At 69.0% G+C, this 14,789-nt stretch carries 16 protein-coding genes; 2 read left to right on the top strand and 14 right to left on the bottom strand.

All coding sequences use genetic code 11. The features are described from left to right. Positions 1–297: 297 nt before the first annotated feature. Positions 298–1,500: an acyl-CoA dehydrogenase family protein gene (locus KF889_28350; GenBank protein MBX3503374.1), complete on the bottom strand. Its 1,203-nt coding sequence runs from the start codon at positions 1,498–1,500 to the stop codon at positions 298–300. Positions 1,501–1,584: 84 nt separating this feature from the next. On the opposite strand from KF889_28350, the gene KF889_28355 reads away from it, so the two are divergent. Next, the gene (locus KF889_28355) at positions 1,585–2,505 is read left to right on the top strand and encodes a LysR family transcriptional regulator (protein MBX3503375.1); all 921 of its coding nucleotides are present in this window, start codon (positions 1,585–1,587) and stop codon (positions 2,503–2,505) included. A gap of 42 nt (positions 2,506–2,547) precedes the next feature. Then, positions 2,548–2,796 (top strand): hypothetical protein, encoded by a 249-nt coding sequence (locus KF889_28360; GenBank protein MBX3503376.1) that lies wholly within the window; start codon positions 2,548–2,550, stop codon positions 2,794–2,796. Positions 2,797–2,802: 6 nt separating this feature from the next. Here the strand turns inward: KF889_28360 and KF889_28365 are convergent, their stop codons facing one another. The 13 genes from KF889_28365 to KF889_28425 all read right to left on the bottom strand — a co-directional run bounded on the left by KF889_28365 (position 2,803) and on the right by KF889_28425 (position 14,715). After that, complete coding sequence (locus KF889_28365; GenBank protein MBX3503377.1) at positions 2,803–3,447, bottom strand: protein-L-isoaspartate(D-aspartate) O-methyltransferase; 645 nt, start codon at positions 3,445–3,447, stop codon at positions 2,803–2,805. A 20-nt stretch (positions 3,448–3,467) separates the two neighbouring features. After that, on the bottom strand, positions 3,468–4,256 hold the full coding sequence (gene surE / locus KF889_28370) for a 5'/3'-nucleotidase SurE (GenBank protein MBX3503378.1): 789 nt from the start codon (positions 4,254–4,256) through the stop codon (positions 3,468–3,470). After that, positions 4,253–5,530, bottom strand: a complete 1,278-nt coding sequence (serS, locus tag KF889_28375) for a serine--tRNA ligase (GenBank protein MBX3503379.1) — start codon at positions 5,528–5,530, stop codon at positions 4,253–4,255. The genes surE and serS overlap by 4 nt, the downstream gene beginning before the upstream one ends. 75 nt (positions 5,531–5,605) lie before the next feature. Continuing rightward, complete coding sequence (gene tatC, locus KF889_28380; GenBank protein MBX3503380.1) at positions 5,606–6,367, bottom strand: twin-arginine translocase subunit TatC; 762 nt, start codon at positions 6,365–6,367, stop codon at positions 5,606–5,608. A 75-nt stretch (positions 6,368–6,442) separates the two neighbouring features. Further along, complete coding sequence (tatB, locus tag KF889_28385; protein ID MBX3503381.1) at positions 6,443–6,988, bottom strand: Sec-independent protein translocase protein TatB; 546 nt, start codon at positions 6,986–6,988, stop codon at positions 6,443–6,445. Between the two features lie 32 nt (positions 6,989–7,020). Continuing rightward, a complete protein-coding gene (locus tag KF889_28390) occupies positions 7,021–7,287 on the bottom strand; it encodes a twin-arginine translocase TatA/TatE family subunit (GenBank protein ID MBX3503382.1) in 267 nt (88 codons plus the stop codon). A 127-nt stretch (positions 7,288–7,414) separates the two neighbouring features. Next, positions 7,415–8,542 carry an ABC transporter ATP-binding protein gene (locus KF889_28395; GenBank protein ID MBX3503383.1) on the bottom strand — a complete coding sequence of 376 codons (1,128 nt, stop codon included), beginning with the start codon at positions 8,540–8,542 and terminating at the stop codon, positions 7,415–7,417. A gap of 49 nt (positions 8,543–8,591) precedes the next feature. Further along, entirely contained in the window at positions 8,592–10,115 is a 1,524-nt protein-coding gene (locus tag KF889_28400; protein ID MBX3503384.1) for a tetratricopeptide repeat protein, read from the bottom strand. A 92-nt stretch (positions 10,116–10,207) separates the two neighbouring features. Then, a complete protein-coding gene (locus KF889_28405; GenBank protein MBX3503385.1) occupies positions 10,208–11,227 on the bottom strand; it encodes a tetratricopeptide repeat protein in 1,020 nt (339 codons plus the stop codon). A gap of 8 nt (positions 11,228–11,235) precedes the next feature. Further along, positions 11,236–11,937: an SMC-Scp complex subunit ScpB gene (gene scpB, locus KF889_28410; GenBank protein MBX3503386.1), complete on the bottom strand. Its 702-nt coding sequence runs from the start codon at positions 11,935–11,937 to the stop codon at positions 11,236–11,238. Further along, positions 11,934–12,746 (bottom strand): segregation/condensation protein A, encoded by an 813-nt coding sequence (locus KF889_28415; protein MBX3503387.1) that lies wholly within the window; start codon positions 12,744–12,746, stop codon positions 11,934–11,936. The genes scpB and KF889_28415 overlap by 4 nt, the downstream gene beginning before the upstream one ends. Before the next feature lie 98 nt (positions 12,747–12,844). Continuing rightward, positions 12,845–13,912: a beta-N-acetylhexosaminidase gene (gene nagZ, locus KF889_28420; protein MBX3503388.1), complete on the bottom strand. Its 1,068-nt coding sequence runs from the start codon at positions 13,910–13,912 to the stop codon at positions 12,845–12,847. Further along, positions 13,885–14,715, bottom strand: coding sequence for an SPOR domain-containing protein (locus KF889_28425; protein ID MBX3503389.1), 831 nt, complete (start codon positions 14,713–14,715; stop codon positions 13,885–13,887). The genes nagZ and KF889_28425 overlap by 28 nt, the downstream gene beginning before the upstream one ends. Between the last annotated feature and the right edge of the window lie 74 nt (positions 14,716–14,789).

Here is a 14,789-nt window from a genome sequence, read left to right on the forward strand (position 1 = left end):
CTGCTCCCGCCGCTCGACTGCCGCTCGCGGATACTGTCCATAATGCGAGATGTGCGTAGCCAAGCTCTGCCGCCACATGAAGCTTTCAAGCGACTCAACCTTGGTGGTGACTGGTAGCGACGCCGCTGGTGGCTGATGTCGTGCGGGTGCGGAACCACAAGCTCCGAGTATTGCCAAAACTATCGCGGCCGACGCTCGACGCGCGATGGACCCGATCAGACTCCCCGCCACCAAGGCCCCCGATCTGCCGGTTGCGCGACCGGCAGATCGTGCCCATGCGGTGGCGCGTCGTCCACCTCAGTTGTAGCGCGCCAGCTCCAGCTTGCCGATCTGGTTGCGGTGCACCTCGTCGGGTCCATCAACCAGGCGCAGGGTGCGCGCCTGGGCGTAGGCGAAGCCGAGGCCGAAATCGTTGCTGACGCCGCCGCCGCCATGCGCCTGGATCGCCATGTCGATCACCCTGGTGACCATCGCCGGCACCGCGACCTTGATCATCGCGATCTCGGCGCGCGCCGCCTTGTTGCCGACCGTGTCCATCATGTAGGCGGCCTTGAGCACCAGCAGACGCGCCTGCTCGATCATGATGCGCGCCTCGGCGATGCGCTCCAGGGTCACCGTCTGCTCGGCGATCGGCCGGCCGAAGGCCACCCGCGACTTCACCCGCTTGCACATCTTCTCCAGCGTGCGCTCGGCCGAGCCGATGGCGCGCATGCAGTGGTGGATGCGGCCCGGTCCGAGGCGGCCCTGGGCGATCTCGAAGCCGCGGCCCTCGCCCAGCAGGATGTTGCCGACAGGCACCCGCACGTTGTCGAACACCACCTCGCCATGGCCGTGCGGCGCGTCGTCGTAGCCGAACACCGGCAGGCTGCGCACGATGGTCACGCCGGGCGTCTCGCGCGGCACCAGGATCATCGACTGCTGGCGATGGCGGTCCGGGTTGCGCGGGTCGGTCTTGCCCATGACGATCAGGATCTTGCAGCGCGGATCGGGCGCGCCGCTGGTCCACCATTTGCGGCCGTTGATCACGTAGTGGTCGCCGTCGCGCACGATCGAGCATTCGATGTTGGTGGCGTCGGAGGAGGCCACCGCCGGCTCGGTCATGGCGAAGGCCGAGCGGATCCTGCCTTCGAGCAGCGGCACCAGCCACTGCTTCTTTTGCGCCTCGTTGGCGTAGAGGTGCAGCGTCTCCATGTTGCCGGTGTCGGGCGCCGAGCAGTTGAAGGGCTCCGAGCCGATCTTGGAGCGGCCCATGATCTCGCACAGCGGCGCGTACTCGAGATTGGTGAGCCCGGCTCCCTCGTGGCCCGGCAGGAAGAGGTTCCACAGCCCCGCCGCCCTGGCCTTCTGCTTGAGCTCCTCCATCACGGCGGTCGGCTGCCAGCGGCCGCCGGCCTCGAGCTCGCGCTCGTAGCGCTCCTCACCGGGATAGACGTGCTTGTCCATGAAACCGTGCAGCTTTTCCTGCAGGGCCTTCACCTTGTCGGTATAGGCGAACTCCATCGCAATCCTCCTGATCTCTTGACGGCAGGGTAGGCTTGCCCGAACAATGAATAAAATGATTGTTTGGCATGGAAATCCATCGATATGCTTCATGACAGGCGCGTCGACCTCAACCTGCTGCGCACGCTGGCGGTGATCCATTCCGAGGGCGGCGTGACGCGCGCCGCGGCGCGGCTGAACCTCACCCAGTCGGCCATCAGCCACGCGCTGGGGCGGCTGCGCGAGCTGTTCGGCGATCCGCTGTTCGTGCGCGACGGACAGCGCCTGATCGCCACCCCGTTCACACGCGGCCTGGCCCAGAGGCTGCGCGAGGCGCTGGGCTCGCTCGACGCGCTGGTCGCCGATGCCGGCGGCTTCGATCCGGCGCGCAGCACCGCGCAATACGCCATCAGCCTGCGCGATCCGACCGAGACGCTGCTGCTGCCGGATCTCTTCGGTCGGATCGCCAAAATCGCGCCCGGCATCGTCCTGCGCACGACGCAGGTGCGCCGCCGCAGTCTCGAGACCAGCCTCGCCAACGGCACCGTCGACCTGGCGATCGACGTGCCCCTGCCGCTGGCCGACAGCATCCGACGCCGGCGGCTGACCGCGGGCAAGCTCGTCGCCGTGGCGCGTCGCGGGCATCCGGCGTTGCGCGGCGGATTGACGATGGCGACCTACCTGGCGCTCGACCACGTGATGGTGACGGCGCGACGCCGCGGTCCGGGCCTCGAGGACCTCGAGCTCAGCGAGCGCGGCCTGCGGCGGCGCGTGCGCCTGCGCTGCCGCAACTATCTCGCGGCGATCCGCGTCGTCGCCGCGACCGACCTGATCATGACCATGACGGAGGACTACGCGAAGACCCTGACCGCCGGATTGCCGGTGCGGCTCGTGCCGCTGCCGTTCCGGACAGCGACGCTCGACGCCCTGCTCTACTGGCACCAATCGGTCGACGACGATGCCGGCAATGCCTGGCTGCGCGGGTTGATCATCGAGGCGTTCCGCCGGCCCGCGCCCAGGAGTTGAAGTCGTGCTATGATGATGGCCGTTTTCAGTCGGGGAGATGCCATGTTCCGCAGGACATCCACGGTGCTCGCCGCCGCGCTGCTCGGCGCCATGGTGCTGGCCGCCAACGCCGGCGCGCAGACCCTGGTCTGCTCGATCGGCCAGAAGACCTGCGGCAACCGGTGCTACTCGCCGCTCAAGGGCGAGAGCTGCAACGAAGGCAACATCGTCTGCCAGGTCGGCCAGAAGGTCTGCGGCCGGCGCTGCTACTCGCCGCTCAAGGGCGAGACCTGCAACGTCAGGACAAGGTAGCCGCCCTCACCCCTCGAAGCTCGGCAGCGCGCCGCCGACCAGCGGCACGAAGCGTACCGGCATGATCGGCTCGCGGGTGAAGCCGTCCTCGGTGCGCACGACGCGCTCGACGGTCTGATTCACCGGATCGGCGCCCACCGGCACCAGCATGATCCCGCCCACGGCCAGCTGGTCGATCAGCGCCATGGGCATCTCGCCGGCGGCCGCGGTCACCAGGATGCGGTCGAACGGCGCCTGCGGCGGCCAGCCCCGGGTGCCGTCGCCGACATGGAACACAACGTTGTGGATGCGCAGGTCGAGCAGGCGCTTCTCGGCGTCCTTGGCCAGCACCTTGTAGCGCTCGATGGTGTAGAGGCGGCGGCAGAGCCGGGCGAGGATAGCCGCCTGGTAGCCCGAACCGGTGCCGATCTCGAGCACCTTCATGCGCGGGCCGACATCGAGCGCCTGGGTCATTGCGGCGACGACCAGCGGCTGGCTGATGGTCTGGCCGAAGCCGATGGGCAGAGCCATGTTGTCGTAGGCGCGCTCGACGAAGGTCGCCGAGACGAAGACCTCGCGCGGGATCGCGGTCATCACCGCCAGCACGCGCTCGTCGTCGATGCCGCCACGCCGCAACTCGGCGATCAGGCGCTGCTTGGCGACGGTGGTCATGGCCTATCGTGGCGGCCTTCTCAGCCGCGCGCCAGAGCGTCGCGCAGGCGCCGCCACATCGTCTCGTGGGTCAGGTCGAGGTGCAGCGGGGTCACCGAGATGCGGCCCTGGCGCAGGGCGGCGGCATCGGTGCCCGACGGCGGCTCCATGTCCTCGGGGGCGTAGCCCACCCAGAAGTACTGGCCGCCGCGCAGGTCGTTGCGCGCCTCGATGAAGCCGCCGAAGCCGAGATGGCCCTGCCGCGTCAGCTCGACACCCTGGACCGAGGCGGCGTCGACGTCGGGAAAGTTGATGTTGACGAAGGCCTCCTTCGACCATTCCACCGACAGCACGTCACGGATGACGCCCGGCCCGTGATGCACGCCGGTGGCCCACTTCACGGGATGGCCGCGTGTATAGGCCTGGCTCAGCGCGATCGAGCGGATGCCCAGCAGGCAACCCTCCATCGCTCCGGCGATGGTGCCCGAATAGGTGACGTCGTCGGCGATGTTGGCGCCGTGGTTGACGCCCGACAGCACCAGGTCGGGCGGATTGTCGGCCAGCAAGTGCCTGGCGGCGAACAGCACGCAATCGGTCGGCGTGCCCTCGATGGCGAATCTGCGCTCGCCGAGCTCGCGCAGGCGCAGCGGCCTGGTCAGCGACAGCGAATGGCCGACGCCGCTCTGGTTCATCTCGGGGGCGACAATCCAGACGTCGTCGGACAGCGCGCGGGCGATCTCGGTCAGCGCCTCCAGGCCGGCCGCGTTGATGCCATCGTCGTTGGTGACGAGGATCCGCGCGCCGGTCGGATCGAGCGGCGGATAGCTCATTGCGGCGAGAGCGTCGTGACGCCGCCCATGTAGGAGCGCAGCGCGTCGGGCACGGTGACGCTGCCGTCCTGGCTCTGGAAGTTCTCGAGGATCGCCACCAGGGTGCGGCCGACAGCCAGGCCCGAGCCGTTGAGCGTGTGCACGAAGCGGTTGCCCTTGCCTTCCTTCGGGCGGTAGCGCGCGCCCATGCGGCGGGCCTGGAAATCGCCCATGTTGGAGCAGCTCGAGATCTCGCGATAGCGCCCCTGGCCCGGCAGCCAGACCTCGATGTCGTAGGTCTTGCGCGCGCCGAAGCCCATGTCGCCGGCGCACAGGGTCACGACCTGATGCGGCAGCTCGAGCTTTTTCAGCACCGACTGCGCGCAGTCGGTCATGCGCTCGTGCTCGTCGGCCGATTGCTCGGGCGTGACGATCGAAACGAGCTCGACCTTGGTGAACTGGTGCTGGCGGATCATGCCGCGCGTGTCCTTGCCGGCCGAGCCCGCCTCGGAACGGAAGCAGGGCGTCAGCGCGGTGTAGCGCTGCGGCAGGTCCTTCTCCTCGAAGATGGTGTCGGCCGCCAGGTTGGTCAGCGGCACCTCGGCCGTGGGGATCAGCCAGTAGCCATTCTCGGTGCGGAACAGGTCCTCGGCGAATTTCGGCAGGTTGTTGGTGCCATAGACCGCCGCGTCGCGCACCAGCAGCGGCGGCGCGATCTCGGTGTAGCCGTTCTCGGTCGTCTGCAGGTCTATCATGAACTGGCCGATGGCACGTTCCAGCCGCGCCAGTTGCGAACGCAGCACGACGAAACGCGCGCCGCTAAGCTTGGTCGCAGCGGCGAAGTCCATGCCCAGCTTCTCGCCGATCGAAACGTGGTCCCGGGGCTCGAAGGCGAAGTTGCGCGGCGCGCCGGACTGGCGCTGCGGCACCGGCACGTTGTCATGCTCGTCCTTGCCGTCGGGCGTCTGCTCCGAGGGCAGATTGGGCAGGCCCGACAGCAGATCGTGCAGCTCCTTCTCGGCCGCGGCGGCGGCGGCCTCGGCGGTCTTCTGCGTGGTGTCGAGCGCGGCGACCTCTGCCATCTGCGCGTCGGCCGACTCGCCCTTGCCGCGCAGCGCGCCGATCTCGCGCGACAGCGCCTTGCGGCGGGCCTGCGCCTGCTCGCCCTCGGTGATCGCCGCGCGGCGGCGCCGATCGATCTCCAGGACGATTGCGCTCTGCGGTGGCAAATGTCGGCGGGCGAGCCCGACGTCGAAGGCAGCCGGGTTGTCGCGAATCACACGGATGTCATGCATGGCGGTGGCCAGGAAAGGCGGGAGAGAGCGAAGGGTTCAGCGCCTGTTGTGCGGGCGGCGCCACGTCCGGTCAAGTCAGGGCGACGTGCCCTCGCTCGATCGATCCGCCTCCTGCTTCTCCTCGGCGTTGTCCTTCTCGGCCTTCTTCTTCTCGATCGACATGCCGATGAGGATGGCGATCTCGTAGAAGAGGATCAGCGGCACGGCGAGCGCGATCTGGCTGATCACGTCGGGCGGTGTCAGGATCGCCGCGATGATGAAGGAGATGACGATGGCGTATCGCCGCTTGGCCCTCAGGCTGGCAGTGCTGACGATGCCGACCCGCACCAGCAGGGTGAGCAGCACCGGCACCTCGAAGGCGAAGCCGAAGGCGAAGACCAGCTGCAGCACACGCTCGAGATAGTCGGAGGCCCGCAGCGTCTTCTCGATCTCGGGCGGCGTGTAGAGCGCCAGCATGACGTTGATGACGTAAGGCATCACCAGGTAGTACATGACCGCGCAGCCGGCGTAGAACATGAACGGCGTGGCGATCAGGAAGGGGCGGAACGCCGCCTTCTCGTGGCGATAGAGCCCCGGGGCGACGAAGGCCCAGAGCTGTGTGGCGATCAGCGGGAAGCCGATGATCAGGGACAGGAACGCCGACATCTTCACGGTGACGAAGAAGAACTCGAAGATGTCGAGCACGATCACCTTGTAGCCGTCCGACGTCGCCGGGTGGATCAGGAAGGTGAAGATCGGCTTGGCGAAATAGAAGCAGACGAAGAAGACGAGCATGAACCCGCCGATGGCGTAGATCAGCCGCTTGCGCAGCTCGATCAGGTGATCGAGCAGCGGCATCGGCTTGTCGTCTTCGGGTCCGTCGATCGTGGTCACGCGGCAATGTCCGTGGCGGCGATGCCGCCGGTCAGATGTCTAGCCAACCGCGACCTTGGCCGGCGGCGGCCCCGGCTCGTTGGCCGGGGTGGGCGTGTCGGCGGTGGCCTGCGGCTCGGCCGGAACCGGCTGCTCGACCGGGATCGGATCGGCCACGGCCGAGGGCTCCAGCGCCGGCGTCGGGTCGGCGATCGGCTCCGGCGCGGGCGGCGGCACCAGCTCGGCCGTCTCGACCGGCGACGGCGCCTCGGCGCCCGTCGTCGACGCGTCGATCGCCGCCCTGGCCTGGGCCATCTCGGCCTCCGCCTCGGCGATACCGGCGTCGACCTGGCCCCTGATCTCCTTCATCGGATCGATGCCGGGCAGGTCGAGCGCGGTATTGCTGTCGATGGTCTTCTTGACCTCGTCGAGGTCCGCCTGCCTGACCATGTCGTCGACATGGCCGCGGAACTCGCCGGCAAGGTTGCGCGCCGCGGCCACCCAGCGGCCGATCGTGCGCAGCATTCCCGGCAACTCCTTCGGGCCGATGAAGATCAGCGCGACGACAAGGATCACCAGCAATTCGGGGCTGTCGATGCCGAACATGGTGCTGCGGCCCCGGCGCGATCAGCAGGCGGTCAGGTCTTGGCCTGGTGGCTCGAAGCCGGCGAGGCCGAAGCGGCCGTCGTGCTCTGCCCGATGGTCTTGGCGTCGTCACCGGGTGTGGCCGGCTCCGTCGGCTTGTTCGGGTCGGCGGCGGCGTTGTCGCCCGAGACGCCCTTCTTGAAGGCGCTCAATCCCTTGCCGAAATCGCCCATGAGCTGCGAAATCTTGCCGCGCCCACCGAACATCAACAGGATGATCGCCAGAACGACCAGCCAATGCCAAATGCTGAAGCTTCCCATTGCACGCCTCCTCCGGGCGATCGCGGGCAATCGAGCCCGCAAGCTTGATCGGGTTATTGCATTATAGGGCTTTACGCCGCAACCGGCCGGGGCGGATCGCGCCTGCGGCCGGTTGACCGTTCATTCCCTATGTAGTGTCGCCGACGGCGAAGACGAAGGCCTGTCGAGCGTCCAACGACACCGCCAGCTCGGTGCCTTCCTCGGGCAGGAACTGGCCCGGCACGCGCGCGTGCCAGTGACTGTGTTCTTCGCTGTCGGGCGCGGCGGAATCATGGCGGTGCGTGGAATCGGTGTTGAAGCACAGATGCACCCAGCTGGTGCGCCCCAGAAGCCGCGCCGCGAGCACCCGCGCCTTGACCGCGCCCTGGGTCGGCCCGGTCCCCGGCCCGGCCGCGACACCAGCCAGCCGGAGCGCCTCGGGCCGGATCAGCACATGGACCCCCTGCCCCTCGGCAAAGCCGTCGGCCAGGAGCGGCCCGAATGGCGTTTCGACACGCCCGCCGCGGGCCACGCCGTCGATGCGGTTGACGTCGCCCAGGAACTCGGCAACGAACTCGCTCGCCGGCCGGGTATAGACATCGCGCGGCCGCCCGACCTGCACGATGCGGCCGGCCCGCATCACGGCTATGCGATCGGCCATGAACATCGCCTCCTCCGGGTCGTGGGTGACGACCAGAGCAGTCATCCGATCGGCCTTCAGCAGGTGCAGCGCCTCGTCGCGCACCACGCCGCGCAGGCGCGCGTCGAGACCGGAAAACGGCTCGTCCATCAGCACGATGCCCGGCGCCGGGGCGATCGCCCGGGCCAGGGCGGCGCGCTGCTGCTGGCCCCCCGAAAGCTGGTGCGGCCAGGCCCTGGCGTATCCCTCCAGGTGCAGGCGGCGCAGCAGCGCCTCGACCCGCTGAGCGCGTTCGGCGGCCGGCAGCCGACGCAATCCGAAGCCGACATTGGCGCTGATATCGAGGTGCGGGAACAGGGCGAGATCCTGGAAGACCAGCCCGACCCCGCGCGACTCCGGCGGTGCCTCGTGGCCCGGTTCGGCCACCACCTGCTCGCCCACCATGATGCGGCCGGCCTGCAGCCTCTCGAGCCCGGCGACGAGACGCAGCACGGTCGTCTTGCCGCAGCCCGAAGGTCCCAGCAGGCAGACCACTTCCCCCGGCTCGACGCGCAGCGACACGCCGTCGACCGCCAAGCGGTCGTCATAGGCGTGGCTGAGATCGGAGATGTCCAGTGCGGAGCCGGTCAGACGCATGTCGTGTTCTTACCGGCTGTTGCGATTGCGTGCCAGTGGCGGCTGGCGCTCAGCGCAGGCCGTAGCGCGCCATCTCCTCGGCGATGTCCGGCGTGATCGCCGTGGCGGCCGCGATGTCGGCGGCCGCGCCCTTGTCGTCGCCCTTCAACCGCCGCGCGATGCCGCGGCCGTAGAGCGTCGCCGCCTGCTTCGGCTCGGCCGCCAGGGCGGCGTTGTAGTCGGCCAGCGCCGCGTCGAGGCGGCCGTCCTTCAGGTGGACAAGGCCGCGCGCACCGATCGTGCCGGCATGGCCGGGTCGCAGGCGCAGCGAGGTGTCGCAATCGGCCAGCGCCTGGAGCTGACGCCCCAGGATCGCACCTGCGCGACAGCGGCTCGACAGGAAGGTGGCCGACGAGGGGCTGAGCCGCACCGCCTGGTCGTAGTCCTCGAGCCCGCGGGCGAATTGCCCCTTGGCGATCCAGACGTCGCCCCTGTTGTGGAAGGCGGCGGCGAAGGATGGCGCCAGCCGGATCGCCTCGTCGTAGTCCTTCAGCGCGCGCTCGAAGTCGCGTCTGCTCTCGTGGGCGATGCCGCGGTCGTTGAAGGCGCGCGCGTCGCCGGGATTGAGCTCGATGATGCGGTCGAAATCGGTGATCGCCCTGTCGTACTGACCCTTGATCCCCCAAGCCGCGGCCCGATTGCGCAAAGCGGTCGCGTAAGACGGCGCCAGGCGCAGCGCCTCGTCGAGATCCTCGATCGAGCGGCCGTGCTCGCCCTTGCTGCGCCACGACACGGCGCGATTGTTGTAGGCCGACGCCAGGCGGGGGTTGATCCTGAGCGCCTCGTCGAAATTGCGGATGGCGCGGTCGTGGTCGCCCTTGGCATCCCATACGCCGCCGCGCGCGTTGAAGTAGTCGGCATCCCACGGATTGATGTGAATCGCGCGATCGTAGTCCTCGATCGCCCGATCCAGCTTGCCCAGGCGCTGCCAGGCCGCGGCGCGATTGTACAGCGCATTGGCGTGGTCGGGATTGAGGCGCAGCGCCGAGTCGTAGTCCTCGATCGCGCGCTCGTATGCGCCCTTGCCCGCCCAGGCGACGCCGCGATTGTTGAAGGCGCTGAAATTGTCCGGCCGCAGTCGGACGGCCTCGTCGTAATCGCGGATCGCCTCGTCAAAGAGGCGCTTGTCGTCGTAGGCACTGCCGCGCCCATTGTAGAAATCCGAGTCCTTCGGGTTCAGTGCGATGGCGCGGTCGAAATCCGCGATCGCGCGATCGGCTTCGCGGCGCTGCCGCCAGGCGAGGGCGCGGTTGTACCAGGCGTTGGCATAGGCCGGATCGAGCCGGATCGCCTCCTCGAAATCCTCGAAAGCCCGGTCACGCTTGCCCTGCAAGCGCAGCGCGACGCCGCGATTCGAGAACACGACGGCCAATGCGCGCTGCGTCTCGAAGCCGGAATCGATGAGAGCGGTGCAGCTCCTGACCTGCTGTTCGGTGCCAACACCCCGGGCGCCCAGGCAGGTCTGCCAGTTCTGCTCGCGAACCTCTTCAGCCGCGGCCGGAACCGCCACCAGGAGGGCCGCGATGAACACCACGCGACGCATATCTCCCCCACGCTTGTTGGCGGCAGGACACCGCGGGCGGCCCAGCGCGTCAATGGGCAGCGGCGACGCAGGGCCGTGTCGTTCTATCGCACGCCGTATCGCGCCATCTCCTCGGCGATGTCCGCCCGGATGGCCTTGGCGGCAGCGATGTCCGCCGCACCACGCGCCATGTCCCCCGCGCGCTGACGCGCGATGCCGCGGCCGTACAACGAGGTCGCGATCCTGCCGTCGACGCGCAGGGCGGCGTCGTAATCGGCGATGGCGGCGTCGTGGCGACCCGCCTTCAGATGCACCAGCCCCCGGCTGTCCAGGATGGCCGCGTCACCGGGCTTCAGGCGAAGCGCCTCCTCGCAATCCGCCAGCGCCGGCTCGAGCTGCCCGGCGATGGCCCGCACCCAGCACCGCGAATTCCACGGGCTTGGGTCCGCCGGCGCGAGGCGGATGGCGCGCGTCAGATCCTCGATCGCGCGCTCATGCTGGCCCAGCGCCTCAAAGCATGCGGCGCGCCTGGCCAGGACGTCAGCGTTCTCACCGCCCAGCCTGAGCACCTCGTCGTAGTCGGCAATCGCCGCGGGGTAGTCTCGGGTCTGGTGACGGACGATGGCACGCGTCAGCCGCGGTTCGATATCAGCAAAGGCGAGGCGAACGGCCTCATCGAGATCGCGGATGGCCTCGGCGTGCCGTCCCAACCGAGCCAAAACCACGCCGCGATTGTGATGGCCGCGATGGTCCTGCGGCCTGAGCCGAATCACCTCGGCGAAATCGGCCATCGCCTGATCATAGCGTTCGGCGGTGCCATGAACGCGCCCACGCGCCAGGAAGAAATCCGCGTCCGATGGGTCGAGGCGAATCGCATGATCGAGATCGCCAAGCGCCGCCGGTAGGTCGTTGGCGCCCTCATGTGCCCGCGCGCGATTGTAGTAGGCCTTGGCCTGATTGCGCGGCGTGGCGCGTTGCGCCTCGATCGCCGCCGTGCAGGCGTTGATCCGCGATATGATGGGTGTCGCCTCGTCGCTGCAGATCCGCCACTGCTCCGTGGCGTCCTGCGCGAGGACGGGCGCGCTCAGCACCGCCGCGATCACCAAAGAGGCGGCGCGGCGCATGGCGCGGGTCAGTCGGCGGCTTTGACCGGTGCGTCGTCGCCGGTCTCGAGCGGCTCGGCGGGCCCCTCGTCGCCCTCGTCGGTGAGCGGCAGGTCGGGTTCCTCCGGCCGATAGATGCTGGGCTGCGCGCGCGGATCGAGCAGGCCGGCGGCCTTGAGCTCGTCCATGCCCGGAAGGTCCTCGACCCCCGACAAGCCGAAATGCTCGAGGAAGAACTCCGTGGTGCCCCAGGTCACCGGCTTGCCCGGCGCGCGGCGCCGGCCCATCGGCCGGATCCAGCTCTGCTCGAACAGGAAGTCGAGCGTGCCCTTGCTCAGTCCCACGCCACGAATTTGCTCGATCTCCGCGCGCGTCACTGGCTGGTGGTAGGCGATGATCGCCAGGGTCTCGACGGCGGCGCGCGAAAGCTTGCGCGTCACCTGGGTTTCGATGCGCAGCTTCTGCGCCAGATCGGGTGCAGTGCGGAAGACGAAGCCACCGGCGATACGGACCAGATTCACGCCGCGGCCGGCATACATCTCGGCCAGCTCGGCGAGCAGCGAATCGACGTCGGCGTCGTCGGGCAGGCGCTCGGCGAGCGTCGAGGCGTCGAGCGGCTGGGCCGATGCGAAGAGCAGGGCTTCGACCAGGCGCAGGTTCTGCGCGTGGGGATCGGCGACGATCTCGGGGGCCGTCGCTTCGCTCTCGGGCGTTTCGAGCTGGTCGGTCATGTCGGGGGAGCCTCTTCGCCGGCGCGTCGGCGCAACATCAAAGGGCCGAACGACTCGGTTTGACGCAACTGCACGACGCCGTCCTTGGCAAGCTGCAGGGTGGCGACGAAGGTCGCGGCCACGGCCGAGCGACGCTTCATCGGATCGCTCAATCCGGGCGGCAGGAAGGCCGACAGCGAGGCCCAGTCGATGGCGATGCCCAGCATGCGCTCCAGCCGCTCCAGCGCCTCCTCGACCGAGAAGAACTGCATGGCGCGGATGTGATAGGCGTCGGCATCCTTGGGCCGCTGCTGATCGCCATAGGCCTTGAGCAGCTCGTAGAGCTGCACGTCCCACTTCGTCTTGCGCAACACCAGCGCGCCTTCCGGCCTGCCGCGGCCGAAGGTGTCGACCCCCAGCCGGGGATGCGCCATCAGCCGCGTGCCGGCCTGCTGCATGGCCTCCAGGCGCCGCAACTGCCACTGCAGCGCATCGGCCATCTGCTCGCCGGTCGGCTCCTCGTCCTGCGGCGGCTCGGGCAGCATCAGGCGTGATTTCAGATAGGCGAGCCACGCGGCCATCACGAGATAGTCGGCCGCCAGCTCGAGCCGCAGGCGACGCGCCTGCTGGACGAACACCAGATACTGGTCGACCAGGGCCACCATCGAGATGCGCCGCAGATCGACCTTCTGATCGCGCGCCAAGGTGAGCAGGACGTCGAGCGGCCCCTCGTACCCTTCGAGATCGAGGATCAGCTCGCCCTCGCCCGGCGCCAGCACATCGGGGGCACCCTGGTCGAATTCGCTAGAGATGGGGACGTCGTCGCTCATCGCCTACTACCAATAGTCCAACAGACGCAGGCGTCGCGAGTCAAATCAGCCGCGACTTATCCCCACGTCTGCCAATTTTATCATTCCAATTCAATGACTTAAGCAACCGGCCGATCGAGCAGCTCGGCCAGCCTGCGGCGGTACAATGCGAGATCGTCGCCGCCCGCGCCGTCATATCGCGCTCGAGCCAGCGCCGCCGCCCGGGTGACGCGCGCCGCGCCGCGCGGTGAGAGTGGCCCGATCACTGCGGCGATCTCGCGCATCTGGGCGAAATCGCCATTGCAGTGGAGCACGACGTCGCAACCTGCGGCCAGCGACTGGCGGGCGCGCTCGGCATGGGTGCCGCCCAGCGCGTTCATCGACAGATCGTCAGAGATCAGCACGCCGTCGAAGCCGATATGGCCGCGGATCACGTCGCCGATGATCCGCGCCGAGGTGGTGGCCGGCTGGTTGCTCGATAGCGAACGATAGAGGACATGGGCCGTCATGCCCCAAGGCAGGTCGGCCAGTGCCTGGAACGGCGCGAAGTCCGTCCGTTCCAGCTCGGCACGGCTGGTCTCGACCGTTGGCAGCTCCTGGTGGCTGTCGGCGCGTGCCCGGCCATGGCCCGGCAGGTGCTTCATGACCGGAATGATGCCGCCAGCCAGCAGCCCGTCGGCCAGGGCCCGGCCGAGTGCCACCACCGCCTGCACGGTCCCGGCGAAGGCGCGGTCGCCGATCACGCCATGCGCGCCGGGCACTGGCAGGTCGAGAACCGGGGCGCAATCGACGTCGATGCCCAGCGGCGCGAGATCGGCGGCGAGCAGGCGGCCATTGAGTCGTGTTGCCATCATCGCCGCGGCGGGATCGCTGGCGTAGAGCTCGCCGAACACCGAGGCCGGTGGCGCCAGCCGCCAATGCGGCGGCTTCAGCCGCTGCACGCGCCCGCCCTCCTGGTCGATCAGCACGGGCGCATCGTCGCGGCCCACCGATGCGCGCAGCGAGTCGACCAGGCGGCGCACCTGATCGGGCGCCTCGACGTTGCGGGCGAAGAGAATGAAGCCGAGCGGGTCGGTATCGCGGAAGAACGCGCGCTCCTCGGCGCCCAGCGCCGGGCCGGCGCAGCCGAAGATCGCCGCGCGGGGAGCGGACACCTGCGCTACCGCGCCGGCGGGATGATCACGCAGTCGACGTTGCGCGACTTGAGCCGATCGCAGGTCGATTTCGCCTGCCTGTCGTCGAGCGGGCCGGCCTGGACGCGGACCCAGCCCGTCTTGTCGCCGCGATCGATGCGCACGGGCTGCATCGACAGCGAGCCCAGCACGTCGCCGTGGGATTTCTGCAGCCGCGCCCAGATCGCGCGCGCGGCGTCTTCCGAGCGATCGGCCGCAAGTTGCACGCGATAGCCACCGGCCCGCGCGGTCGGCGGCTCCAGCGTGTCGATCAGCTTGGTCAAGGACCCGGCGCCGGTATCCTTCACCGTCGGCTGCGCCGCGGCATCGGGCGTGGCCGGTGGCGGTGGCGGCACGGCGGCGGTCGCTGTCGGCGCCACCGGTGGCTGGCCGGGTTCCGGCGACGGCGGCTGCAGAGGCACCGGCGCGACGGCCGGCGCCGGAGGCGCAGCGACCGAAGGGCGCGGCGGCATGGTGGGAACTGTCGGCGGCGGCAGCAGACGCTCGGTCTGCGACGGCACAGCCTTGGGATCGACGCGCGTGTATACGTCCTTGTCCAGGTTGGGCACGACCATGCCCTTGGGGTCGTCGGGACGCACCTTGGCCGGTCCCGGCGGCGTCGGGATCACCGGCGTAAGGCCGGCGCCACCGCGCTCGATATCCTGCTTGTGGGCCCAGTAGACCACGCCGCCGAAGCTCGCCAGGGCGGCGATGCTGATCATCGCCGTCAGCAGCACGCCTTTGCGGCGCCCGGCGGCGATCAGCATCGACGGGGTCGAGGGCGCCGCCGCCGCCGAACTGGCGGCGAGATCGTCCATGGAGATCGACCGCAATGGGGGCCGTTCAGCGGTCGGGCCGTGGGCCGGCGATGGATGGTAGACGATGGGCCCGC

Source organism: Alphaproteobacteria bacterium, from assembly GCA_019635875.1.
Classification (GTDB): domain Bacteria; phylum Pseudomonadota; class Alphaproteobacteria; order Reyranellales; family Reyranellaceae; genus JAFAZJ01.